Raw genomic sequence first — 23,422 nt, forward strand, 5'->3', positions numbered from 1 at the left:
ATAACAGCCAGCATTTCAGCGGTGGAGAGACCGCTGAAATCGGGTGTTTTGGAGGTGTTATCAGGCGTTGTTTTCATGTTGAAATTATAGCAAAAACAACGCCCTGACACACTAAAAAACACCACAAAAACCGCTATCCAACACTCTCATAATACAGGGTTTTATGGCCATGAAGCAGGGTGATGTCGTAGCCGTCCAGCAACCAATTGATCTGCTCGCCGTTCAGCGACATCAGCTCATCCTCTGGGCCCGGCCATTTGAATTTTTCTTCAGCCAAAGACTTGTAGTAGAGCACGAAGCCGTTGTCTTCCCACATCAGGCATTTGATCTTGTTGCGCTGCCGGTTGGTGAAGGCGAAAAGCGCGCCGGAGAACGGGTTATGGCCTAACTCCTGCTCGACAATCAGCGCCAGTCCGTTGGCCTGCTTGCGAAAATCGATGGGTTGTCGATACAGGTAAATCTCCGGCAGATCCCAGGAGGGGCGAAGGTATCGGTGGCGCATTACAGCTGCCTCAGCACGGCACCGAGTATCTCCACATTACCGGCGTGCAGCCCGGTGATCGAGACGCCTCCGGGTAATGACACCGTTAATCCATCTGACAATGCCGTGCCTGGCATCGCTGCCACCTTGGCAAAGCCAGAGAGCCCAGCCGGGCGCTCCGCAATCACGGTCTCCGGCTCAGCCAGCTTTTTGCGCCAGTAAACAAAGCGACAATAGGTCAGTGACTGCTGCTGACAGTAGGCCATGCCGGACAAACCGGACGCCTGCCAGTCTTCGATATGTTGCTGCCAGAGACGCTTGCGTTCGGCGTGTGTCATGCTGATTCCTCCTGATGTTGATGAGGAAATCAGTGTGGGCAATCTTGATAACCGAATGTAGGTGCTGATTAATGGGCGCTTACGGTGCTGATTTATGGGCGCTTACAGTAAAGTTCAGCAAAAAGGCTGAAAAAGCGTATAACAAGCTGCCAAATGAAGTTCGTCGCAGAATCGATGTAAAACTTGATTACTTGAGCCTTACTCCGAGAGGAAGCGATACTAAAAAGCTGCAAGGTTATTCAAGTGCTTATCGCACTAGGGTGGGCACTTATCGCATCGTATTTGAGATCGAAGATGATGAGCTAATAGTTTGGATTCTGGACGTGGGACACCGGGGGCGAATATACAGCTAAAGCATAACAAACAAAGCCCAATGACAGGTGAAGTCACTGATTCAGGTATTAATTTTGAGGTCTTTTTTCGCAAAATACATATAACTCTCAAAAGTCTTACCTGCAGAATCAAACCTCTCAACGTGAACGATACTCACACCATTTTCTCTCAAAATATTAATAACTTTTGATTTTGGAAACGCATGTAACTCCATCACCCCAGATGAGCCATGCTTTAATTTCCTGAACAAATTCAAAACTCCATTTCCCAAAAAAACGTAAGCCCACCCCCGCCAAGACTTTAAATTTAATTTGGATGGAGTCTGAAAGGCAACCACACCATTTTCTGACAAAACTCTACAGAACTCTTTTATGAATCTCTCTTGGAAATTAACTTTCATATGCTGAAGCACAATATTACTATAGATAAAATCTATGCTATTTGAATCTATAAATCCTAAATTATCTTCGCTATTTTTTCTAAACTCAACATTTCCAATATCAGAATTTGCACGCCTTGCCTCTTCCAACATTGAACCAGATATATCAAGCGCCAACACTTTATGAAACCTTTTTGCTAGAGCTCTGGAAAGCCTGCCAACGCCGCAGCCAAAGTCCAACGCCAAATTATTAGACGGCATCATTTCCAGCGAGTTTAATTTTTTGAAAATATTTTCAATCTCAACATATCCTGTTTGAAAAAACTCATCTTTCTTCCACTTCCCACCTTTCATTTTCGGATCTGTTAATACAGCCCAGTAAGGATCCTTGGAGCCTAACTTTTCCCATTGTTTTTCATGCTTCGACTTCATAGTTCATCTCAAAATAAAAAATAAATATAATAAAAATATCCGAAAAATCTGCAAAATAGACCAGAAAAGCGAAAAACATCAAAGTAAAACAAAAATACAATAGCGCACCCCGCCAAGCAATTATCACCATGCGGCAACACGATTTCTTTAATGCGATATCTATTACTCACGTGCATACAAAAATAAACTATTGACTATTCGATTAATCTTAAAACTCCAAGACTATAAAATCGGCGACCGCACGACTATACGAGTACATCCAAATTACTCCATGGAGTCAGCTGCCCCAACTCTGCCACCGAACGCTCCAGAATCTGCTTCACACCCGACATCCCTTCAGCAATCGCGGCTTCAATCTCGGCCATGGTGATCACCCGCTCCGTTTTACCGGCAGCCCAGTTCACCACCAGGCCGAGGCTGGCATAACGCATACCCAGCTCAGCCGCCAGAACGGCTTCGGGCATGCCGGTCATGCCGACAATGTCGCAGCCATCACGCTCCATGCGGGCAATTTCGGCCGCTGTTTCCAACCGGGGCCCCTGGGTTGCGCCGTACACACCGAAATCCGAAAAAGGCACTCCGGCATTGCGAGCCCCGGAGATCAGCACGTCACGGGCAGATGAGTCGTAGGGCCAGGTGAAATCAATGTGGGTGACCTCCTCAAGTTCATCCTCGAAGAAGGTACTGGCACGGCCCCAGGTGTAGTCAATCAGCTGATCCGGAATCACAATATGGGCAGGCCCCATATCAGCGTGAATGCCCCCAACAGCGTTCACGCCCACCACCACCCGAACCCCGGCATCGTACAATGCCTGCAGGTTCGCCCGATAATTCACCTGGTGCGGAGGTATCCGGTGGGGGTTTCCATGGCGGGCAATGAACACCACCGGCTGGCTGCCCAGCCGCCCCTCGACAAGGCTGGACGAGGGCTCTCCCCAACGGGTGGTCACAGACCGCTCACCGGTAATCTCCAAAGTACCGAGACTGGCCAGGCCGGTACCCCCAATAATGCCAACTGGCGCTGCAGGCACTGACATAGTCATTCTCCCTCGCCAGCGGATTCGCCTTCATCACCGGCCCGGGTGTCACGACCCGGCCGCACGGGCACCTTGCGGCCTTTGCTGTCGGCAGCCGGCACCAAGGATTGCTCCGGCGCCTCTTCCACCGCTTCGCTGCTGCTGACACGAACTCCATCCGGCAGGTGCACCGTGTGGGTCGGGAAGGCCACTTCCGCACCGTGGCTTTCGATGATATCACTGATTTTCAACAATACATCTTCCTTGATGCCGTGGTACTTCACCCACTGAGTGGTTTTGGTGAAGGTGTACACCATGATGTCCAGAGTAGATGCATTGAATTTCAGGAAGTTAACGATCAGCGTCTGGTCGGTATCGATTTCGTCGTGCTGCTCCAGCATGGCCCGGACGTCGTCAACAATCCGGCGCATGGAGTGAACATCGGCGTAGCGAATGCCAATGTTTTCGTAGATCCGGCGGTTGCTCATGCGCGACGGATTTTCCACCGCAATCGTGGTAAAGGTCGCGTTCGGCACATACAGAGGGCGCTTGTCGAAAGTCCGGATGGTGGTCAGCCGCCAGCCAATGTGCTCTACCGTGCCCTCGATATCCCGATCCGGTGACCGAATCCAGTCACCCACCTTGAACGGGCGATCCAGGTGGATGATAAAGCCGCCGAAAAAATTGGCCAGCAAGTCTTTCGCAGCAAAACCCACGGCGATGCCGCCAACGCCACCGAAGGCCAGAACACCGGAAATACTGAACCCGAGAGTCTGCAATACCGTCAGTACCGCCGTAATAATAATAGCAGCGCGAAGCAGCTTGCTGATGGCATTAACCGTGGTGTAGTCCATCGGTTTGGCCATCTTGATCGGCGAAGTCAGGTTTTTCTCGACCTCCTTGATCATCCCAAGCAAAGCCCAGACGATCACCCAGATAAAGCCTATCTGGAGCAGGATACCGTTGCCCTGGAAAATCTCGGCATCCGAGAAATGATTGGCGACTTCGGCTGCCCAGTAAACACCGTGCAGCCAGATAAACGCCACCAGAGGCCTGCGGGCAGCATGCAACAAGGCGTCATCCCAGAGGTTCCTGGTGTCTGCAAACTTGCGTTCCAGCATCGCAATAATGTGGCTGGCGATGTACGCAATGACACCGGTCACCATCGCTGTCAGAAAAATCAGAATGGCTGCCCGCCAGCCTTCCGACAGCAGCCCGAAATGCTCAATCCAATCATTCATCACTTGCAAGATCTGACCAATCATCCTTTCCCTCTGAGATATGGGGGTTAAGTAATCTGAACTCTGGTACCGGCCGCTACCCGGTCGAAAAGCTCGATAATGTCTGCATTGCGCATTCGTATGCAGCCGTGCGAACGGGCGACACCCATGGGTTCGGAGTCGGGCGTACCGTGAATGTATACGTAGCGATGAAAAGTATCGACACCCCGGCCCCGGTTTCGACCGGGCTCCAGGCCACACAGCCAGAGAATACGGGAAAGAATCCAGTCGCGCCCGGGATTTTGCGCTGCAAGGGCCTCGCTGTAGATTTCTCCTGTGGGGCGGCGGCCGCGAAAAACCGTATTTTCAGGCTCACCCGAGCCAATTCTGGCCCGAATATAGTGAGCGCCCCGCGGCGTGCAACCGCTGCCGTTCTGCTCCCCCACCCCGTTCAGGCCGGTCGATACCGGATAACGCGCCAACAGAGCGCCGTGGGCGTCCGTCAACGTGAGGGTCTGGCGGGCAGTGTCAATCAGGATCGCCGCATTCTGCGGCAGGAAATCAGACATCAGGAGCAGACTCCTCCGGCGGTTTAACCAGAGGCAAGCCTACCCGAGGGGGGGGAGATCAGGCAACCGAGGCGCCCGAAACTGACGGAAGTGTAAGCATTTTTTCCGGCGCCTCCATACCGGCGGCCAGGAAGGGCACCAACCGCGCGGCAATCTCCTGAACGGTGGTTTCTACGCCAAGTTTATTCTCGAGAATATCGATCAGCGCATCGCTGCTGGACATGGTAAAAGCCGTTGCACCCAACATGAACTGGATACGCCAGTACCGGTCTACCGACGAGAGTTCCGGAGTCGCCTCTTTCAACAGATTCATGAAGCGACCAAACGGTTGACTGTATTCCTGCTCCAGAAACTTGCGCAGGTGCCCCTGGGACTGTGTGTAGGCCAGGCCCAGCAAGCGCATGAATATCGAGATCCCTTTTTCGGTGCGCTGGGGCATACGTACCGCACTCACAGTGAGTGCCCACAGCGTTTGCTCAAGGGTGGCCGGCTGCTTGCCCGTGCGCTCATCCAGTTCATCAAACGCCAGTTCCAGTGTCGCGGAAAAGGGTGTCAGAAAACGTGCAAACACAGCGTGAATCAGCGAATTCTTGGAACCAAAGTGGTAATTGACAGCCGCCAGATTTACTTTAGCCTTGCTGGTGATCATACGAAGCGAGGTTTCCGAGAACCCGCGTTCAGCGAACAACTCCTCGGCGGCATCAAGTATGCGGTCAACGGTATCAGACTGCGCCATTTTTCCTGTCCGGTTTCAAAACATCTGTTTGAAACATACGTTTGAAGGTGGCGCGTGTCAAGCTCGCGAGCCAGGCTCAGCCGCAGCCGCCTGCCAGCCTTGATCTATAGCCCTCTGATTCCCGTCAAAAAACGCCTGCTGAACCTTGCCGTACGCCTTTTCTGCCTCAAGCAGATAGATCAGGTACAAACGCACGTGCTCCCGCCGCACAAGATAACGGGGCAATACCCGCTGCTCGGACAATTGCAGAATGTCGGTGAAACGCGGGTGACGCAAGCCCGGGTTGTAGTCGGCCATCCGTGCGCACTGCCAGATCAAACCTTCCTTACCCTCCAGATGCTCCGCGTGTTTTCGCGCATCTCTGAGCATTCGCTGGCGACGGAGCAGAAGATCCAGGTATGACGGTGCAGAGGCGTAGACCTTGCGGATAGCAGGCACGCCAAGCAGCAGAATAATCACAAACGCACCGAAGCCACCACCGGCAATCCAGGCGGGCACAAACCCGGTCAGCCCGCTGAGGAACATGGTGGCGGCAATCAGCGCGCTAAGAATCCAGAGATCACGGCTTCGGCGCGCAGCGGCCATCTGATAGTTGTCGGGCCAGTCCGACATGGCCAACAAGTCAAAGTCCATCAGTAGTACCCGGTCGCACTGGCGCAGAATCAGCCGGAGTTTCCTCTGGCTCTTTTTGGCTTCAAGCTCTTCGGCAGTATCCGCCTCGCGGCCATCCGTCACATCGTCGGCAGCAATCTCCTCCGCTGGCTCACCGGCCTCTGGTTCCTGCGCCTGTACCAACGCTGCGGTACGCTGCTCCGCATTCAGCGCCAGCTCCGGAGCCGCGGGCACCGGATCTGCCGCTCGGCCCGGGCGCAGCACAGCGCTGGCGGCTTCAGTGTCGGCTTGTCGGGTTGCACTACTCTGAGCCATTGGCTTCTCACGATTTCGTGTCACGATAAAAAGGATAACGGCACTCAACGTTATTTCTTGAGTATACCCCCGGCACACTGGCTTTTCTTGGCAAGATGGAGAGGCACCGGTATGCTTTCGCAGATCATCAGGTTACAGGAGAGCGAGGCATGTTTACCGGTATTGTCCAGGGTATCGCACGGGTTGAGGAAGTGATTTCTGTCCCCGGCCTGAGTACTTTTATTATAGCGCTGCCCGAAGACCAGGTTGACGGCGTCAACATCGGCGCTTCGGTCGCCATTAATGGCACCTGCCTGACCGTCACCCGCCAGGACGGTAACCGGCTATATTTTGATGCCATGCAGGAAACCCTGAGGCTAACAACACTTGGCAACCTGAAACCCGGCAGCGAGGTAAACTTCGAGCGGGCAGCCCGTATCGGCGATGAAATCGGCGGCCACCTGCTTAGCGGTCATATCCACGCCACTGCCAGCATCTGCGATATCGTTCGAACAGAAAACAACGTGACCGTCTGGTTTGAGTTACCGGCGGCCTGGGCAAAGTATGTCTTCCCGAAAGGCTACATCGCCATCAATGGTGCCAGCCTGACTATCGGCGAGGTGCGGGACAACCGGTTCAACATTCACCTGATTCCTGAAACCTTGCGGGCAACCACGTTTGGCACCGCAACGGAGGGACAGAGCGTCAACATCGAGATTGACAGTCAGACCCAGACCATCGTCGACACACTGGCCCGGCTCGGCTACGACCGCCCCACGCTCTGACTTTTCCGCCTGGGCTCTGACGCCTCGAAAACAACGAATTTCGGGGCCGCGCCCTTCTGCTCAACGTGGCCGAAATACCGTTTTAACGTTTGGTGATAGCCCAAATGGCGATTGCCGACCAACAGCAGGCGACCTTCAGGTGTCAGGTGATCTGCGACAGCACGAAATAACCGCACGGCAATGTGGTCGCCAACCACACCCCCCTCGTGAAAGGGCGGGTTGAGCAGAATCAGGTCAAACGCCGGAGCCTCATCGGCAATGCCATCCTGATGCCAGAGCCGCGCTGCCATACCCGAACGCTTCAGGTTGCGGGCCACACTGACCATCGCCTGACTGGACACATCACTGAAGTGCAGGTCCACCCGGGATTGGCAAGATAACGCCAGCAGCCCCAGTATCCCGTTCCCGCAGGCAAGATCCATTACCCGGGCGCCCTCTGGCAACCTGGCCATCGCTGGCGCGATAAACGGCAACAACTCGCGGGTACCAATATCCAGTTTCTCCCGCGCAAACACAGCAGGTAAAGCCTCTATTGTATGGCCAAGCCCGGGCACCGAATAACCTTTCCAGGCCTCTTGCCAGCCATCTGGCATTGCCTCACCCCGGCGACAAACGACCACCCGGGCCTTTTTTTTGGCAGGCAACACCGCTTCGGTAACCACTGCCCCGGAAAACACGTCTACGCTACGCTCCGGCAAATGCTTGATCATGCCTCCAGCCAGAATGCGACCATTCTCAGCCAGTACGGTGTTCAGCCAGCGCAACAGCCAGGCCAGATAGCTGGCCTGGCGCGGGATTCGTAGCACCACCAGGTCAAAGGGACCCGCGGGTGGACATTGCCAGTTATGGAGCCCGGACAACGCTGGTAAACCCGGGTTCAGCCCGGCGTTATGGGATAGCGCACCGGACAGAGCTGCACTGTCAGCGACCAGCACAGGAGCAAAGCCAGCCAACCCCAGGCTCAGGGCACCAAATTGATCATCTACCACCAGTGTTCGGGGCTTGCCCGAAATCCCTGCCTCCTCCAGGCAGGGCTCAACGCTGGCCAGCAACAACTCATCAGCAGCATCCCAGGCCTGCAGGCCCGCCCCACCTCCCGGGCGCTCCAGGCGCAGTTCACCGGCTGGCATCTGCAGCTTGGTCGCGGTCATAACAGGTACTCTCTCACAAGGTTTACACCAATCACGGCTTTTAGGGTGTTTATTCTAGAAAATCGATTTAGATTAAGGACATTCGCTTCAACAAGAAGCCTCTTTGCCCCTTACCCCAGGGGCTTTTTTATGCCCTGCGGTCAGCCACGGCGAGCCTTGAAAGCCTGATACACGGTAAATCTCCGATCCTCCGCCAGCCGGGCTACCGGCCCCAGATAACGGGCGATCAGCGCTTCGTAAGGCAGGAAACTGTTGGCAACCAGGCGCAACTCGCCGCCCGGCTCAAGGTGCGCCGCCACCTGCAGCAGAAATTGCTCGGTCATTGAGGTGTCGGTTTTCACGCCCGTGTGGAACGGCGGATTAGTCACGATGGCAGGCCAGCGGCCTTTAGCAGCTGCCAGACCATCGCTGGCAAAAATCTCTCCGGCAACACCGGCAGCCTGATAGGTTTTCCGTGCACAGAAGATCGCCTGGGCCTGCACATCCACACCATCGATTACAGGGGATCGGTTATGCCTTTTTCCGTCGCCATGCAACCAGGCGCCAATCACTCCGGCACCGCAGGCAAAGTCAAGCAGACGCTGGGCCCGCAGCGGCTGATCCGACAGCGTCTGCAGGAGCATTCGAGTACCATCGTCGAGCTTTGCCTGGCTGAAGATACCCGGCAACCCGGCGACGTCAAGATCGGTTCCCGCACAGGACACTCGATTCCATGACACCCAGTCATCCAGCTTGAAGCTGGTGAGCGGTTGCTCGTTCATGCCCGTCCACAACTGGCAGTGACGCGCGCTGTCAATTTTCACAGCTTCACCGGAAACGCTGGCAAACTGTCTGGCCGCACTGGCGACACCTTCCTTCTTCTCCCCTACCAGGATCAGAGCACCCCCCGGTTTCGCCAGGTACCGGGCCACAGCCAGGCGCAACTCCAACTCTGCGCGAACTTTGGGAACAAACACCACGGCTGAATCCACCTGCCCGGCACCCTGTTCCGGCTCAAGCTGATAACCAAAACAGGCTTGCCAGCCAGCCAGGTTTGTCAGGGTCGTATAGACACCGGCATGCTCGGTGATCGCCACGCCCCCTCCGGAACACTTCGCCAGCAGCCCGGCGTCGGAGACACCGACCAGGGCGAGCCGGCCCGCAAGAAGGTGGGAGTTTCGCAGCAGAACTTCGTGAGTGTTGGGTAGTGCAGACATGAAAGTAAACGCCGTGGTCAGAATCGTAAACGACGTATGCTAACTGGAAAAAAGCCCCGAGTCTGCTTTCATTCAGACCCGGGGCTCTCGATAATCCTGGATAATCTGCGCCAATCGAGGGCGACTATTTATAACGCGCTACCGTACCAATCCTGAGCGCATCTTCGGGAGACATCCCCCAGTCTTCCGGCTGCCGCGCTTCGGCGGGCTTTCCCTCTTCCGTAGCTCTTGCCTGAGCATCCACAGCCTGATCTTTTTTCTGCACCTTCAGTACTTGAAGGGCTTTATCCATGAGCCTTTTCACAGCCAACCTCTATCACCCCATTTGCCACAGACTATACCAGACAAAAATGGTCACTGTAATGAGCCCCACCCTGCCAAAACGTGAGCCACATCAAGAAAATTTGACACAAATTGACAATATAGCGCGACAACTTGTTGGCGGAGCGGGGATGCACTGCCGCCAGGAGTCAAAAACTGACTATTTTTTTAGAACCGGAAAACGGTGCCACCCCGGATTGCTTCGAAGTGGCACTGCCCAGCAGGCCACTAACCTTCAGTACCTCCTTCAGGACTCTGGTGCATCGTGCTCTGTGCAAGATCGAGCAACTCCCTCAAAGCCACAGAGAACATCGCGTATTCCGGCTCCCGGGCACTCTTGAGCTCCGACAGCATCGTATTCCAACGATAGATCATGTGCTGGTGCCGCTCTTCCCAAAGCTCCACACTGCGTGCCACCTGATCTGGCTTGTCTGCCAGCTTCAATACGCCCGTGGTCAGCGAACGCTGCTGCCAGTCCAGGTCTTCCCGGAAACTTTCACGGGCCAGAGCCTGCCAGTGGGAACTCGGCGTCAGCCCGGCAATGGCATCGGCAAACCAGGTCAGATCCAGGCGTTCACCCAGATCATAATACAGGTTGGCCACGGTCTTCAGGGGCATATCCACAGCCTCCCTGGCTTCGATAATCCCCAGCGAGGAATAGAGGTAGCCGGTACCCGAAAGCACCGAGGCCAGCTCCCGGGGCAGCCCTGCCTTGACCAGTTCGCCGTGGCGGCCTTCCCAGGACGCCCGGGCCTGATCTCCCAGATAATCCGGCAAGCTTGAGGTGATGGCCCAGACACTGTCGGCAAAGCGCTCCATATGGCTCTGGATATTGAGCTCGGCCCGGCGATTGCGCAGCAGCCAGCGAACCGTGCGGCGCATCAGCCGCATCAGATCCTGCATCAGCTCCATCTGCAGAGCCGCCGGAATGTGATAGTCCAGAGCTTCAATTTTGTCCCACCAGCTGTCGATACGGTAGACATCCCGGGCAATGATCCAGGCCAGGGCAATGGATGCCGCATCGGCGCCTGTGGACTGGTTCAGCCGCTCCACAAACGTGATGCCCATGTGGTTAACCATATCGTTGGCAATCTGGGTGGCGATGATCTCTCGCCGTAACTGGTGATCACCCAGCTCCGCCGAGAACCGTTTGGTCAGATCCCGCGGGAACACCTTGTACATTTCGCCCGCCAACAGCGGGTCATCGGGCAGGCTACTGTCGATCAGTGTTTGCTTCAGATCGCCTTTAACGTAGGAAATCAACACGGACAATTCCGGGCGGGTCAGCCCTTTTTTCGCCAGTTTTCGCTCCGATAACGTTTCGTCGTCCGGCAGGAACTCCAGCGACCGGTTCAGTTTTCCTTCACTTTCCAGGGTATCCATCAACCGGCGGTACTCTTCCAGACGGCTCGCTGCATCTTCATTGGCAATACTGATGGCCTGGGTTTGCCGATAGTTATTCTTCAACACCAGCGACGCGACATCGTCGGTCATCTCTTCCAGCATGATATTTCGTTGCTTGCCGGTGAGATCCCCCACCGCAACCGCACGGTTAAGCAGGATCTTCATGTTCACTTCATGGTCCGAGCAGTCCACGCCACCGGAATTATCAATAAAATCGGTGTTCAGGCGCCCGCCCTTGAGGGCGTACTCAATGCGGCCAAGCTGGGTGAACCCCAGGTTGCCACCTTCACCGACCACCTTGCAGCGCAGTTCGCCGCCATTGATACGCAGACCATCGTTGGCCTTGTCACCAACATCCGAGTGGGTTTCAGATGCCCCCTTCACATAGGTCCCGATTCCGCCGACCCAGAGCAGGTCAACCCGGGCGGTCAGAATATGATGGATCAGCATGTTGGGTGGCACCCGATCGGCCTTGATACCCAGCAACTGCTTCATCTCCGGCGTTACCGGGATCGACTTGGCACTCCGGCTAAAAACCCCCCCACCTTTGGAGATCAGTTTTGGGTCATAGTCGGTCCAGGCAGACCGGGGCATTTCGAACAGTCTCTTGCGTTCCTTGTAACTTTTAGCGGCATCCGGCTCAGGATCGATAAAGATATGAATGTGGTTGAACGCGGCCACCAGGCGGGCTTTCTCGGAACACAACAAGCCATTGCCGAACACATCCCCGCCCATATCGCCGATACCAATGGCGGTAAATTCGTCCTCAGCCGGATTAATGCCCATTTCACGGAAATGCCGCTCCACCGATACCCAGGCACCGCGAGCGGTGATGCCCATTTTCTTGTGGTCGTAGCCGTTACTGCCGCCAGAGGCAAAGGCATCCCCCATCCAGAAGCCGTACTCCGCCGCCAGGCCGTTGGCAATATCCGAAAAGGTAGCGGTACCCTTGTCTGCAGCAACCACCAGGTAGTGATCATCGTCGTCGTGACGAACCACGCACTCCGGCGGCTGTATGCCCGCTTCAACCAGGTTATCGGTGATATCCAGCAAGCCGCGGATGAAGGTTTTGTAGGCGGCAACCCCTTCCGCCTGGAAAGCCTCCCGATCCGACGGATCCGGCAGCCGCTTGGCAACAAAGCCACCCTTGGCACCCACCGGAACAATCACGGCATTTTTCACCTGTTGCGCTTTCACCAGGCCCAGAATTTCGGTGCGATAATCTTCAAAACGATCGGACCAGCGCAGGCCGCCACGGGCCACTTTGCCGCCGCGCAGGTGCACCCCTTCCACCCTCGAGGAATAGACAAAAATCTCGTACATCGGTAGCGGCAGAGGCATGTCCGGTATCTCACGCGGGTCAAACTTCACGCTGATGTAAGGCTTGGGTCGGCCATCCGCGTCTGGCTGGTAATAGTTGGTGCGCAGAGTTGCCTGCATCAACTCCAGGAACAGCCGCAAAACCCGATCCTCACTGAGATTGTCTACGTCATCAAGACCGGCATTGAACTCAATCTCGAGCTTCTGTTGGGCCGCCTCACACTTGGCTGTACTCTTGTACCGCTCGGGATTGAAACGAACCTCGAAATACTCCAGCAGAAGGCGCGTCAGATTAACGTGATTCACCAGCGTATTGGAGATGAAGGTCTGACTGTTGGAAAAGCGTATCTGGCGCATGTAGCGGGCATAGGTGCGCAACAGCGCAATCTGGCGCCAACTCATGTACGAAGACAATAGCAATCTGTTGAAGGCGTCGTTCTCTGCCTCGCCATGCCAGACCCGGCGGAACAGCTCTTCAAAAATCGGGCGAATTCGATGGATATCCACTATGCTGCCGGCATGGGCCTGCAGAGTGAAATCGTGAATCCAGACGGTTTTGCCGTTGCGGTCGGTTACCTCAAACGGGTGTTCTCCAATCACCCGAAAGCCGAGGTTGTCAAAAATCGGCATAACATCCGAAAGCGGCAGGGGCTCATCCGGATAAAACAGCTTGAAATGCAGCGTGTTCTCGTCTTCCTCAAGCGCCCGGTAAAAACTCATGGCCAGGTCGTCATTGCGGGCCGCCGAGGTAATGTGCTCGAGATCAATAGCAGCACGGCGTGGTGAAAACATATCAACATAGCTGGACGGAAAACCGCTCGCCCAGACCCGATAGAATTCGTTGCCCTGCTCTTCGCCGTAAGCCTCGCTCAGGGCTTCAGACAAGCCATCCCGCCAGGACTGAGCCAGTTCGATCACCTTATCCCGGATCTCCAGCAGCGGCAGTTCCCGGTTTTCCATCTGGGGCACCCGGATGGTGAACTGCACACGGGCCAGCACCGATTCGGAAAAGTGGGTCACGAACTCGATGTCTTCTGCATCAAGGCGATCCAGCAACACCTGCTCCACACGCAGCCGCAACTCGGTGTTGTAGATATCCCGCGGAAAGAACGCCAGACAGGTCACAAACTGGCCGTACACATCTTCCCTCATGAACAGCTCGATCCGGCGGCGCTCCTGGATATACAGAATATTCTTCGCCACCTTCAGCAACTCATCAGAGCCAATCTGGAAAAGCTCATCCCGTGGATAGAGCGTCAGAATCTGCTCAAGCTCCTTGCCGGCGTAATCGTCCGACAGAAAACCGGAGCGCTTCAGCACGCTCTGGAATTTACGGCGCAACAGAGGAATTTCACTGGGGCGCTCGTTGTATACCCTTGCCGTGTAAAGGCCAAGGAACCGGCGCTCGCCAACCACTTCACCCTTGCTGTTGAACTTCTTGACGGCAATGTAGTCCGGGTAGGCCGGCCGGTGCACCCGGGAACGCTGTGCCGATTTGGCAAAAATAAAAATATCGTCGCCGCGCATCATTTCCTGCCGGGTGCGCTGGGGCAGCTCATTCAGGCGAACCCTGTCCGGGCGCTCGTTATTGACGCGCAGAATCCCCAGCTCGGAACTGGCCACCCGCCTGACCGCCATGCCCTGCTTGTCGCTGGCAAAGTCGTATTCATCGTAGCCAAGGAACGTAAAGTGATCGTCCACCAGCCAGTTCAGGAAGGCCCGCGCCTCGCCCTTGTCGTCTTCACTGATGCCCGCTGTGGTGGCATCCAACTCTTTTAAAATCTCGCTGACCTTGCCTTTCACCACCGGGAAGTCTTCCACGGCGATGCGCACCTCGTGGAGCACTTTCTGCAGGGTATCTTCCAGATCCTTCAGATCCGCCGGATCACTATGGCGGTCAATTTCCAGTACGATAAACGCCTCATTGGCACTATCCGAAGCGGCTTTCTTGCTGGTGTGCAACTTTTTAAGCTTGCCGGATTTATCCCGCTCCACACGCAGAATAGAGTGCTGGATGGAATGAGTACCCACTTCTCTCTGGTTGATCGCAATGCGCAGCGAGTCAATCAGGAACGGCATGTTCGGGTGCAGGATAAAGATCACCGTGTGAGTCGACTGCCAGCCATCACTCTCAAGATCCGGATTGAACACGGCCACCGGCGTTTCATCAGTGCTCCGCTTCTGCAAAAACTGCCAGGCGGCCAGAATCGCACCATAGGTGTCTGAAAATCGTCGGCTAACCAACTCTTCAAGTGGAATATGAGCATAATGAACCCGCGCAAAATCGACGATTTTCTTCGCTTCGGTCTTGGCGATCTTCTCCGAGAAGGCAACGGCCAACTGTTCGAAAAACTGATCCTTGCTGGCGATTGTCAGCGCATTCATATCCGACCTCTGGTTTGTGTGAAAGAAACGTAATCACGGCATCGTCACATAAGCATAGTCAAACCCTTGATTTTTGCCGGTTCGGCACCAAAACTGCGGCATCTACTTACTCCGAAACCGGCAACCAAGAGCAGTTATTTCCATGGCGTTACAAACAACATTCGGCGAACTTCGGGCACAACTGGCCACGCGCATTATTGGCCAGGACAAACTGGTGGATCGGTTGTTGATTGCCCTGCTGGCCGACGGCCACCTGCTGGTAGAAGGCGCCCCGGGGCTGGCCAAGACCACCGCGGTGAAAGCTCTGGCTGAACACCTTGTTGGCGATTTCCACCGCATCCAGTTCACTCCGGATCTGCTGCCTTCCGATGTCACCGGCAGCGAAATCTACAGGGCGGAGACCGGCCTGTTCGAATTCCAGCGCGGCCCCATCTTCCATAACCTGGTGCTCGCTGATGAAATCAACCGGGCCCCGGCCAAGGTTCAATCCGCCCTGCTCGAAGCTATGGGCGAACGCCAGATCAGTGTTGGCCTGCAAACCTTCCCGCTGCCGGATCTGTTTATGGTGATGGCCACCCAGAACCCGATTGAGCAGGAAGGCACCTACCCGTTACCGGAAGCCCAGCTGGATCGGTTCCTGATGCACGTGGTGATCGACTACCCGTCTGCCGATGCCGAACGAAAGATTCTGCACCTTGCCCGAAGCGACTACCGTCAGGGAATCCCGAACGTAGACATTCGTCTAACCCAGGAACAGGTGATGCAGGCACGCAAGGCTGTTTCAGATATCCACATGGCAGAGCCGGTTGAGCAATATCTGTTGGCACTGATCCTTGCCACCCGAGATGCGGGAGCCCTGGATCCGGAACTTGCCCGCTGGACGGCCTTTGGCGCCAGCCCCCGGGGCACCATCGCCCTGGATCGCTGCGCACGGGCACTGGCCTGGCTGGATGGCCGGGACTACGTGACCCCAGACGATGTGCGAGCGATGGCCTTCGATGTGCTGCGTCACCGGATTCTGCTGACGTTTGAGGCTGAAGCCGAAGGCATGACCGCCGATTCTGTGCTGCAGCGTTTGATAGACCGGGTACCGGTCACCGCCTGAGGTGTTGCCAGCAGAGAGGTAGCAAGCAAGCTATGGCAAACTCTTTCACCGCCACCCACATCACCCTGCAGGACCTGGTTCGCCTGCAGGCAGACGCCCGCGCACTGAAATTGCCCTCGGCCAGGCCAGCCCGCGCCCGCCAGACCGGGCTTCGTCAATCCCGCCAAAGAGGCCGGGGCATGACCTTTTCCGAAGTTCGCCAGTACCAGCCGGGCGACGACATCCGCAGCATAGATTGGCGGGTAACCGCACGGCGCCAGGCGCCTCACACTAAAATTTATGAGGAGGAGCGAGAACGGCCGGTGCTGCTGATCACAGACCTGGGCCCAACCCTGTTCTTTGCCAGCACCGGCGCCTACAAGCAGGTGCGCAGCGCACAGGTAACGGCACTGCTGGCCTGGCTGGCCCTGTGGGCCGGCGACCAGGTGGGAGGGCTGGTATTCAACGGGCGGCAACTCAACGTTCTGCGCCCGGCCCGCCGGCGAAAATCGGTTTTGCGGTTGCTGGATACGCTGGCCTCACTGCAGCACAAAGGCGCCGCTCCGGCTCCCGGTGAACTGCAGCAGTCCAGCGGGCTCGATAATGCCCTGGCGGAGGCCCGCCGGGTTGCACACACAGGTAGCAGAATCTTTGTAATCAGTGATTTCATGGCGCTGAGCGAGCAGACCACCAGCTTACTGGGGGCTCTGGCCAGGCACAATGCGGTGAGCGCAATCCGAATGCAGGATCCGCTTGAACAAGCGTTACCGGATTCCGGGCGTTTTGCTGTGGCCGGGGCAGACGGGCCGATCTGGTTCGACGCCTCCGATTCCCGGTTTCAGCAGGCCTGGCAACAGAAAGTCAGTCAACACGAACAGAAGCTAGCCAGCTGTTTCCGTACCGCCCGTGTGGCCAATGCCACCCTGAGTACGGCAGACGACCCCACCGCAACCTTGCAGCTATTGCTGGGCCCGGGAGGGCGCATCGGATGACCCCTCAGGATCCCCTATCGCAACTGAAAGACATTCACCTGCCTGCCAGCCAGAGCTGGTGGCCCCCGGCGCCAGGCTGGTGGCTACTCGGCCTGGCTGCACTGATCGCCCTGGCTGCCGCCGTTGCGCTCTGGCGGCGCCGCCGCAAACGCACCCTCTGGCGCCGGGAGGCCCGCAAGGCGCTTGCGGTACTGGAGTCCCGGGCAACAGCATCGGATGACTGGTTCGCAGAACTGAATAGCCTGCTGAAACGGGCAGCACGGCAAAGCTATCCCAGCCGACACCCGGAAACCCTGAGCGGCACCGCCTGGGTTGAGTTTCTTCTGGACACCGGCCCGGGCGATACAGCGGCCAACCGGCCTGTCGTTAATGCTATGGTAGCCAGCACCTGGCAACCCCGAGCCTACGGCAACCCCACACAGGCAATTGCCTTTGCGAGGCGCTGGCTGGAGTCTCTGCCATGATCAGTATGGCCTTCCCCTGGGCGTTTTCGCTGCTGCTCTTACCGCTGCTTCTGCGAGCCGGAAGAAAACGCAACGAGCCAGTGGATGCACCGGTAATTCCTGTTGGCCACTGGCTGTCCGGCATGCCCGGCGTAACCACCCATGGCCAGCGCTCACGCCGTTCGCGTCAGCTTCTTCTGTTACTGACGTGGCTGTGCCTGGTCACTGCTCTGGCCCGCCCGCAAAAAATCGGTGAAGAAATCCATATGCCGGTCAGCGGCCGGGATTTGATGCTGCTGGTCGACATTTCGCCCAGTATGGACGAACGGGACATGGTGCTGCGGGGCCGCAACATCAACCGGTTACAGGCAGTGAAATGGGTACTCGACGATTTCATCGAACAGCGTGAGGGCGACCGTCTGGGGCTGATTCTGTTCGGCACCGAGCCTTATGTGCAAGCCCCGCTGACGTTCGACCGGGCCACGGTGAGAACGCTTCTGTTTGAGGCGGGCTTGGGTATGGCAGGCAGGGCAACCGCCATTGGCGATGCCATCGGCCTTTCGGTCACGCGGCTTCGGCAACGCCCTCAGGAGCAGCGCGTGGTCATCCTGTTAACAGACGGCGCCAACACAGCAGGCGAAGTAACCCCCGAAAAGGCTACTGAAATTGCCGCAGCGGCGGGCGTCCGGCTCTACACCATCGGCATAGGGGCCGAATCCATGGTACAGCGGAACCTGATGGGTTCGCGACGGGTCAATCCCTCCAGAGACCTTGACGAAGCACTGCTGCAACAAATGGCAAATCAGACAGGCGGGCGCTATTTCCGCGCCCGCAGCCTGCCGGAACTGGAGATGATTTACGACAGCATCAACCAGCTTGAGCCCATAGAGCAGGACGGCCAGTTTTATCGCCCGGTAACAGAGCTCTATGTCTGGCCTGCTGGCAGCGCTGCCTTGCTCTGGCTGCTGCTGTTCATGCTACGGGCAGCCAAAAGCCGCCGTCGGGGCCAGCCATTCAAGGGGGAAAACCATGGCTGACTTCCACTTTTTAAGGCCCTTGTGGCTGCTTCTGCTTTTATGCCTGCCGTTGCTATTCATCACCCGCCACTGGATGAGCCGGGGCGACACCGGCTGGAGCCGCTATATCCCGCCAGCGCTTTTACAGCCATTGCTGCAGAACCGCAACCAGGCACCGGGCAGCATGCGCCGCCCCCGACTGCTTACCCTGGGGCTGGGCCTGACGCTGCTGGCCGTTGCCCTGTCAGGACCCAGTTGGCGACAGGCGCCCACCCCACTGAAACAACCACAGGACAGCCTGGTAATACTGTTGGATCTGTCGCTGTCGATGCTGGCAACAGATGTGGAACCCAACCGGCTGACACAGGCCAAGCGGAAAATACGAGACATTCTGCAGTTACGTCGTGGCGGACTCACCGCTCTGGTGGTGTACGCGGGCGACGCCCACACGGTTACCCCCCTGACCGAAGACGGGCAAACCATTGAGGCCATGCTAGATGTGCTCGACCCCACGATCATGCCTGCCACCGGCAATCGTGCCGACCTGGCGGTTGCCAGAGCACGGAAACTGCTGGATCAGGGTGCCCCCGGCCGTGGGCAGATCCTGCTGATGTCGGACAAGGTCGCCAGATCCCAGTATTCCGCCATTGGCGACACACTCGCGAATACGGCTTACAGGCTCAGCACTCTGGTGGTTGGCACCACTGAAGGCGGCCCCATCCCCCTGGCAAAACGCGGTTTCATCCGGGACAACGGCGAGATCGTGATCAGCCGGGCAGAACCGGCAGCCATGGCCGAGCTTGCCCGCAGCCATCAGGGGCAAAGTCATGAACTAACCCTGAACGAACAGGATATCCAGTCGCTGGAACTGGCCCCCCGTGACAGCGATTTGTGGCAATCCGCTGAGGATACCGGGCTATCGGTCAATCGCTGGCAAGACGACGGCTACTGGCTGCTTTGGGCCGCAGCACCACTGCTTTTGCTTGGCTGGCGCCAGGGTTCACTGCTGCTGGTTGCCTTTGTCCTGGTGCCTCTGCTGGCCAGCCCCCGGCCTGCCATGGCACTGGACTGGCCCGGGCTATGGCAGCGGGAAGACCAGCGCGGGCCCGCATTGATTGAAGAGAACCCGGCCTCCGCAACACAATCGCTGACCAGCCCGGTTTGGCGCGGAGCTGCACTCTATCGCAACGGTGAGTATCAGGCAGCGGCACAAGCCTTTGCCCGGCAGGCTGGCCCTCACGGCGACTACAACCGGGGCAATGCTCTTGCGAAGGCCGGGGATCTGGAAGCGGCGCTGGGCGCTTACGATAAGGCGCTTTCTGCCAATCCGGATATGCACGATGCCCGGTTCAACCGGCAACTGGTTGAGGATTTGCTCAGGCAACAACAGGCTCAGCAGCAAGCGCAAAACCAACAGCGGGCACAGGGCGATCGTAATGCTGAGAAACCGCAGCCCGGCCAGCAGTCCGGTGACCCTGGAGACGACGGCAACAGCAACAGCGCATCTACGCCCCCGAACAGCGCCGGTTCGAACGAGGCCAGCGAGGGTCAGAACTCACAACCGCATGACCCGGCGAGCCTGGGCGAAGACTCTGATGGTAAAGAACGAAACGACCAGACCGAAGAAAACACAGAGCCCTCAGAGCAGGCCCGGAGCACTGCGCAGAAACCCGGCGAAGACGACACAGCAGACGCCAGTTCGAGGGTCGGCGATGCCCGGGAACAACCCCTGACCCAGGGCCAGGAACAATGGCTCAGGCGGATACCCGATAACCCTGGCGGCCTTTTACAGCGAAAATTCCTGCAACAGTATCAACAGAGACAGACCCAACCCGATGAGGGCGACACACCATGGTAAATCGCGTTCTGTGCCTTGCCGCGCTGATGCTGGCAATGACTTTTCCGGCCATCGCCAATGCCGGCAAGACTCTGGCAGTCGAGGCTGACCGGAACCAGGTGTATGAGGGCGAGGTGCTGACGGTAACGGTCAGAGGCTCGATGAAAATCGACATTAACCTGAGCAACCTGTTCAGCTTCGACCTGTCGCAACTGCCATCACCGGACATAGAAAAGGCGGAGCCGGATTTTGAAATCCTTGCCAAAAACCAACGCTACAGCGTGCAAACCATCAATGGCGACATGATCGGCGAAATCACCTGGACGTATCAGCTGGCGCCCACCCGAACCGGGACACTGACCATTCCATCCCTGAGCTTCAAAGACTCGACTTCCGAGCCTGTCAGCATCGAAGTCTTGGCTGGCGCGCCACCCGACCAGCCGGCAGCTATCCGGGACAGTTTTATTGAACTCTCCGCCGACAAGGCTGAAGTTTTCGTTCAGGAACAGCTGGTACTAACAGTGCAGCTTTTCTTTTCCGGCAGCCTGATTCGGGGAGAACTGTCACAACCTGAGCATCCTAATGCGATCATCGAGTCGCTGGGTAAGCAGCAGGAATACACCCGTATGCGCGACGGCATTCGTTATCGGGTTGTTGAACGAAAATACGCAATCTTCCCCCAAACGCCCGGCACGCTCACTTTGCCGCCCATTCGCTTTGAGGGCCAGGCCCGCTCCGCAAGCGGCCAACTTCGATTCCTGCGGGACAGCGAACAACTCTTTGACGTCCCGGTCCGGCCCATACCGGCAAGCTACCCGAGCGATCAGCCATGGCTGCCCTCCAGCAACCTGCAATTGACTGAACAGGGCCTGCCGCAGACACAAAGCCTGGAAGCCGGCAGTAACCTGAGCCGTAGAATCACCCTGCGGGCAGAAGGGTTACCCGCAGAGGCCCTTCCGCCCCTGCCCCAGCAATACCCGTCAGGTGTTCGCAGCTATCCGGACAGGGCCCTGAGGAATACCGAAACCACCGCCGCCGGTGTCACGGCCACCCTGCAGCAGGTCACCGCACTGGTGCCGGTACAGAACGGCAGTCTGCGCCTGCCGGAGGTGACCATCCCCTGGTGGAACACCACTACCGATACGCTGGAAACCGCGGTTTTGCCTGCAAGGTCTTTTCAGATTCTGGGCGAGGCAGACCTGGCACCACCCTCACCGGAGACACCGTTACAGGCTGAGACTGAGCCCGGGCAGGCATCCGGCCAGGCAACTGCGGCTGGCGCAAAGGTCTCGCCATTCTGGTTCTGGGGCACACTTGTGTTTGCCGCCCTCTGGCTGACAACCACAATACTCTGGTGGCGAGCACGAAATGCCGTTCCGGTGCCCCAAACGCCAATGGCTGACAGACCCGACAGGAACGAAAACGACGCCTACCGGGCCATGGTGCAAGGGATCCGGTCGTCGTCAGCCAACAGCTCCTCGCTGATGGTGCACTGGGCGCAACTCAGGTTCCCTGAGCACAAAATTCAAACCGTTCGCGACCTGTTAGGCGTTGCCAGCGACAATGGTCTGGCCACGGCCTTCGAACAGTATCAGCGGGCACATTTTGGCGGTTTGGCTGGCAGCAGCCCGGGGCGATATCAGGCAGACCTGGAACAGGGGTTGGCCCGGCTGCGGAACCGGTCAGGCAAGAAAAATACCAGAGGGCTGCCGCCACTTTACCCTGAAACCCTGAACGGAGCCTGAAACCAGAAAGCCCGTCGATACGACGGGCTTTCTGCTCAGCTTAGTTGGTCAGTTCTCGATTGATCACCAGATCCAGAGGCTCACTGGCATCTGCCAACGGGATCACCTCGGCCTCTAACTGTCCTTCAAAGTCCCCTGGCTGGGGGCTGACACTGCCGGAACGGCTGAGGCGAGCCACCACAACCACCTGCTCCTGAGAGGAAATGGCGGTTTCCGGCGACATGGCATAGCGATCATCCAGTCGAATATCGGCCGGCAGATCAGCGGCTGTCAAGCGTGCAACCGCCACCGGAGCTCCACCCCTCGCGCCCGCAGGGCGGGCAAAAATGAACAGAACGGTTGCCGGGTTCACCCGGGACCGAAAGTTCTCTTCAAGCGATACCCGCACTGACACACCCGGCCCTGACGCCAGGGGTGCTGCCGGTTGCGAGGCGCCCGGCGGTGTCTGGCCAAGGCGCCGGTAGGCCTCATCCACCCCCCCCTGGATAGCGGCAATCTGCGGATGATCCGGGGCCACCTGCAGAATTCGCTCCCAGTATTCAATGGCCTGCTGATACCTCTGCTGGCCGAATGCGGAAATGCCCAGCAGGCCCAGCGAGTTCACCTCATCCGGGTTGAGATCACGGGCCGCAGCAATTGCATCGCGCACCTGTGGCGTCAGCTCGCCTTCACTGGCAAAGTAACCGGCCTGAGCCGACAGGCCCAGGGCCACGGCGCTGGATTTCGGGTCATCGGCGACAACCCCGGCCAGGCGGCGATAGACGTCTGCAGCCTCCGGATAACGTTCAAGACGCATGTAAGTCTGCCCAAGCATGGCCCAGCCATCTGCATTATCCGGGCTTTGCTCCAGCCGGGCCCGCAATTCGTCTGCCAGGCCAGACATCCGCTCTCTCTGGTTCTCACCGGTGGCGTTCATTTCCTGCATGGCAATGAACTGCTCCAGCTGATCCATCGCACCCCACTTCTGATAGCCGAAATAGCTACCCACAGGTAAGACTATGAGCCCCAGCAAACCCACCGCCACTGCACTTCGACGCCCGGGCACCCGCTTCTCTGCCACCACCTTCTCGGGCACATCGTCCAGCATGGCCCCGGCCAGTTCTTCCTTCAGTTGCTGATAGCTCTCGTCATCAAGAACACCCGCGTCGTGCTCGCGATCAAGCTCTTCCAGCCGCGTGCGGTAGGCCAGTAAGTTCTGATTTCGGAAGTCCGCCTCAAGCCGGGCTTTGGGCCTGTGAAAAAACACCGGATAAAGCACAAACGTCAGGGCCGCCAGAATAAGAACGGTTCCGGCAATCCAGAATGTATCGGTCATGGGAATATCGTCACTTGG

General features: G+C 57.3%; 21 protein-coding genes. 8 read left to right on the top strand and 13 right to left on the bottom strand.

The window, feature by feature from the left end; all coding sequences use genetic code 11:
- Window positions 1–133 precede the first annotated feature (133 nt).
- Complete coding sequence (tnpB, locus tag C7H09_RS10855) at window positions 134–502, bottom strand: IS66 family insertion sequence element accessory protein TnpB (RefSeq protein WP_106762500.1); 369 nt, start codon at window positions 500–502, stop codon at window positions 134–136.
- On the bottom strand, window positions 502–819 hold the full coding sequence (gene tnpA / locus C7H09_RS10860; protein ID WP_106762499.1) for an IS66 family insertion sequence element accessory protein TnpA: 318 nt from the start codon (window positions 817–819) through the stop codon (window positions 502–504). The genes tnpB and tnpA overlap by 1 nt, the downstream gene beginning before the upstream one ends.
- A 71-nt stretch (window positions 820–890) precedes the next feature.
- Between tnpA and C7H09_RS10865 the strand changes: the two genes are divergently transcribed.
- Window positions 891–1,172, top strand: coding sequence for a type II toxin-antitoxin system RelE family toxin (locus tag C7H09_RS10865; protein ID WP_106762528.1), 282 nt, complete (start codon window positions 891–893; stop codon window positions 1,170–1,172).
- A 41-nt stretch (window positions 1,173–1,213) separates the two neighbouring features.
- On the opposite strand, the gene C7H09_RS10870 is transcribed toward C7H09_RS10865, so the two are convergent.
- The 6 genes from C7H09_RS10870 to C7H09_RS10895 all read right to left on the bottom strand — a co-directional run bounded on the left by C7H09_RS10870 (window position 1,214) and on the right by C7H09_RS10895 (window position 6,431).
- Window positions 1,214–1,963 (bottom strand): class I SAM-dependent methyltransferase, encoded by a 750-nt coding sequence (locus C7H09_RS10870; RefSeq protein ID WP_106762529.1) that lies wholly within the window; start codon window positions 1,961–1,963, stop codon window positions 1,214–1,216.
- A 245-nt stretch (window positions 1,964–2,208) separates the two neighbouring features.
- The gene (locus C7H09_RS10875) at window positions 2,209–3,006 is read right to left on the bottom strand and encodes an S-methyl-5'-thioinosine phosphorylase (RefSeq protein ID WP_106762530.1); all 798 of its coding nucleotides are present in this window, start codon (window positions 3,004–3,006) and stop codon (window positions 2,209–2,211) included.
- Window positions 3,003–4,244: a mechanosensitive ion channel family protein gene (locus tag C7H09_RS10880; protein ID WP_106762531.1), complete on the bottom strand. Its 1,242-nt coding sequence runs from the start codon at window positions 4,242–4,244 to the stop codon at window positions 3,003–3,005. Before C7H09_RS10880 ends, C7H09_RS10875 begins: the two co-directional genes overlap by 4 nt.
- A gap of 23 nt (window positions 4,245–4,267) precedes the next feature.
- Entirely contained in the window at window positions 4,268–4,768 is a 501-nt protein-coding gene (locus C7H09_RS10885) for a L,D-transpeptidase (protein WP_106762532.1), read from the bottom strand.
- Between the two features lie 58 nt (window positions 4,769–4,826).
- Window positions 4,827–5,504 (bottom strand): TetR/AcrR family transcriptional regulator, encoded by a 678-nt coding sequence (locus C7H09_RS10890; protein WP_106762533.1) that lies wholly within the window; start codon window positions 5,502–5,504, stop codon window positions 4,827–4,829.
- A 57-nt stretch (window positions 5,505–5,561) separates the two neighbouring features.
- Complete coding sequence (locus C7H09_RS10895; protein ID WP_106762534.1) at window positions 5,562–6,431, bottom strand: hypothetical protein; 870 nt, start codon at window positions 6,429–6,431, stop codon at window positions 5,562–5,564.
- A gap of 149 nt (window positions 6,432–6,580) precedes the next feature.
- Between C7H09_RS10895 and C7H09_RS10900 the strand changes: the two genes are divergently transcribed.
- On the top strand, window positions 6,581–7,195 hold the full coding sequence (locus C7H09_RS10900) for a riboflavin synthase subunit alpha (protein WP_106762535.1): 615 nt from the start codon (window positions 6,581–6,583) through the stop codon (window positions 7,193–7,195).
- Here C7H09_RS10900 and C7H09_RS10905 read toward each other — a convergent pair.
- From C7H09_RS10905 to C7H09_RS10920, 4 genes are all read right to left on the bottom strand, one after another.
- A complete protein-coding gene (locus tag C7H09_RS10905; protein ID WP_106762536.1) occupies window positions 7,174–8,346 on the bottom strand; it encodes a class I SAM-dependent methyltransferase in 1,173 nt (390 codons plus the stop codon). The genes C7H09_RS10900 and C7H09_RS10905 overlap by 22 nt on opposite strands.
- 140 nt (window positions 8,347–8,486) lie before the next feature.
- Complete coding sequence (locus C7H09_RS10910) at window positions 8,487–9,542, bottom strand: class I SAM-dependent methyltransferase (protein WP_106762537.1); 1,056 nt, start codon at window positions 9,540–9,542, stop codon at window positions 8,487–8,489.
- A gap of 124 nt (window positions 9,543–9,666) precedes the next feature.
- Window positions 9,667–9,834 carry a hypothetical protein gene (locus tag C7H09_RS10915; protein ID WP_240616565.1) on the bottom strand — a complete coding sequence of 56 codons (168 nt, stop codon included), beginning with the start codon at window positions 9,832–9,834 and terminating at the stop codon, window positions 9,667–9,669.
- A 257-nt stretch (window positions 9,835–10,091) separates the two neighbouring features.
- The gene (locus C7H09_RS10920) at window positions 10,092–14,972 is read right to left on the bottom strand and encodes an NAD-glutamate dehydrogenase (protein WP_106762539.1); all 4,881 of its coding nucleotides are present in this window, start codon (window positions 14,970–14,972) and stop codon (window positions 10,092–10,094) included.
- A 142-nt stretch (window positions 14,973–15,114) separates the two neighbouring features.
- Here C7H09_RS10920 and C7H09_RS10925 point away from each other — a divergent pair, with 142 nt between their 5' ends.
- From C7H09_RS10925 to C7H09_RS10950, 6 genes are read left to right on the top strand one after another with little or no spacing between them, the layout of a single operon-like run.
- On the top strand, window positions 15,115–16,077 hold the full coding sequence (locus C7H09_RS10925) for an AAA family ATPase (protein ID WP_106762540.1): 963 nt from the start codon (window positions 15,115–15,117) through the stop codon (window positions 16,075–16,077).
- Between the two features lie 32 nt (window positions 16,078–16,109).
- Window positions 16,110–17,048: a DUF58 domain-containing protein gene (locus tag C7H09_RS10930; RefSeq protein ID WP_106762541.1), complete on the top strand. Its 939-nt coding sequence runs from the start codon at window positions 16,110–16,112 to the stop codon at window positions 17,046–17,048.
- Window positions 17,045–17,512 (top strand): DUF4381 domain-containing protein, encoded by a 468-nt coding sequence (locus C7H09_RS10935; protein ID WP_106762542.1) that lies wholly within the window; start codon window positions 17,045–17,047, stop codon window positions 17,510–17,512. The genes C7H09_RS10930 and C7H09_RS10935 overlap by 4 nt, the downstream gene beginning before the upstream one ends.
- The gene (locus C7H09_RS10940) at window positions 17,509–18,528 is read left to right on the top strand and encodes a vWA domain-containing protein (protein ID WP_106762543.1); all 1,020 of its coding nucleotides are present in this window, start codon (window positions 17,509–17,511) and stop codon (window positions 18,526–18,528) included. The genes C7H09_RS10935 and C7H09_RS10940 overlap by 4 nt, the downstream gene beginning before the upstream one ends.
- Window positions 18,521–20,365: a VWA domain-containing protein gene (locus tag C7H09_RS10945; RefSeq protein WP_106762544.1), complete on the top strand. Its 1,845-nt coding sequence runs from the start codon at window positions 18,521–18,523 to the stop codon at window positions 20,363–20,365. The genes C7H09_RS10940 and C7H09_RS10945 overlap by 8 nt, the downstream gene beginning before the upstream one ends.
- Window positions 20,359–22,089: a BatD family protein gene (locus C7H09_RS10950; RefSeq protein ID WP_106762545.1), complete on the top strand. Its 1,731-nt coding sequence runs from the start codon at window positions 20,359–20,361 to the stop codon at window positions 22,087–22,089. Before C7H09_RS10945 ends, C7H09_RS10950 begins: the two co-directional genes overlap by 7 nt.
- Before the next feature lie 40 nt (window positions 22,090–22,129).
- Here the strand turns inward: C7H09_RS10950 and ccmI are convergent, their stop codons facing one another.
- The gene (gene ccmI / locus C7H09_RS10955) at window positions 22,130–23,404 is read right to left on the bottom strand and encodes a c-type cytochrome biogenesis protein CcmI (protein ID WP_106762546.1); all 1,275 of its coding nucleotides are present in this window, start codon (window positions 23,402–23,404) and stop codon (window positions 22,130–22,132) included.
- Window positions 23,405–23,422 lie beyond the last annotated feature (18 nt).

The organism is Marinobacter fuscus, from assembly GCF_003007675.1.
Taxonomy (GTDB): domain Bacteria; phylum Pseudomonadota; class Gammaproteobacteria; order Pseudomonadales; family Oleiphilaceae; genus Marinobacter; species Marinobacter fuscus.

What these genes read in the sequence shown, in the direction of transcription:
- tnpB (WP_106762500.1), bottom strand. Translation starts at nt 502, where the DNA reads ATGCGCCACCGATACCTTCGCCCCTCCTGGGATCTGCCGGAGATTTAC.
- tnpA (WP_106762499.1), bottom strand. Translation starts at nt 819, where the DNA reads ATGACACACGCCGAACGCAAGCGTCTCTGGCAGCAACATATCGAAGAC.
- C7H09_RS10865 (WP_106762528.1), top strand. Translation starts at nt 891, where the DNA reads ATGGGCGCTTACGGTGCTGATTTATGGGCGCTTACAGTAAAGTTCAGC.
- C7H09_RS10870 (WP_106762529.1), bottom strand. Translation starts at nt 1,963, where the DNA reads ATGAAGTCGAAGCATGAAAAACAATGGGAAAAGTTAGGCTCCAAGGAT.
- C7H09_RS10875 (WP_106762530.1), bottom strand. Translation starts at nt 3,006, where the DNA reads ATGACTATGTCAGTGCCTGCAGCGCCAGTTGGCATTATTGGGGGTACC.
- C7H09_RS10880 (WP_106762531.1), bottom strand. Translation starts at nt 4,244, where the DNA reads ATGATTGGTCAGATCTTGCAAGTGATGAATGATTGGATTGAGCATTTC.
- C7H09_RS10885 (WP_106762532.1), bottom strand. Translation starts at nt 4,768, where the DNA reads ATGTCTGATTTCCTGCCGCAGAATGCGGCGATCCTGATTGACACTGCC.
- C7H09_RS10890 (WP_106762533.1), bottom strand. Translation starts at nt 5,504, where the DNA reads ATGGCGCAGTCTGATACCGTTGACCGCATACTTGATGCCGCCGAGGAG.
- C7H09_RS10895 (WP_106762534.1), bottom strand. Translation starts at nt 6,431, where the DNA reads ATGGCTCAGAGTAGTGCAACCCGACAAGCCGACACTGAAGCCGCCAGC.
- C7H09_RS10900 (WP_106762535.1), top strand. Translation starts at nt 6,581, where the DNA reads ATGTTTACCGGTATTGTCCAGGGTATCGCACGGGTTGAGGAAGTGATT.
- C7H09_RS10905 (WP_106762536.1), bottom strand. Translation starts at nt 8,346, where the DNA reads ATGACCGCGACCAAGCTGCAGATGCCAGCCGGTGAACTGCGCCTGGAG.
- C7H09_RS10910 (WP_106762537.1), bottom strand. Translation starts at nt 9,542, where the DNA reads ATGTCTGCACTACCCAACACTCACGAAGTTCTGCTGCGAAACTCCCAC.
- C7H09_RS10915 (WP_240616565.1), bottom strand. Translation starts at nt 9,834, where the DNA reads ATGGATAAAGCCCTTCAAGTACTGAAGGTGCAGAAAAAAGATCAGGCT.
- C7H09_RS10920 (WP_106762539.1), bottom strand. Translation starts at nt 14,972, where the DNA reads ATGAATGCGCTGACAATCGCCAGCAAGGATCAGTTTTTCGAACAGTTG.
- C7H09_RS10925 (WP_106762540.1), top strand. Translation starts at nt 15,115, where the DNA reads ATGGCGTTACAAACAACATTCGGCGAACTTCGGGCACAACTGGCCACG.
- C7H09_RS10930 (WP_106762541.1), top strand. Translation starts at nt 16,110, where the DNA reads ATGGCAAACTCTTTCACCGCCACCCACATCACCCTGCAGGACCTGGTT.
- C7H09_RS10935 (WP_106762542.1), top strand. Translation starts at nt 17,045, where the DNA reads ATGACCCCTCAGGATCCCCTATCGCAACTGAAAGACATTCACCTGCCT.
- C7H09_RS10940 (WP_106762543.1), top strand. Translation starts at nt 17,509, where the DNA reads ATGATCAGTATGGCCTTCCCCTGGGCGTTTTCGCTGCTGCTCTTACCG.
- C7H09_RS10945 (WP_106762544.1), top strand. Translation starts at nt 18,521, where the DNA reads ATGGCTGACTTCCACTTTTTAAGGCCCTTGTGGCTGCTTCTGCTTTTA.
- C7H09_RS10950 (WP_106762545.1), top strand. Translation starts at nt 20,359, where the DNA reads ATGGTAAATCGCGTTCTGTGCCTTGCCGCGCTGATGCTGGCAATGACT.
- ccmI (WP_106762546.1), bottom strand. Translation starts at nt 23,404, where the DNA reads ATGACCGATACATTCTGGATTGCCGGAACCGTTCTTATTCTGGCGGCC.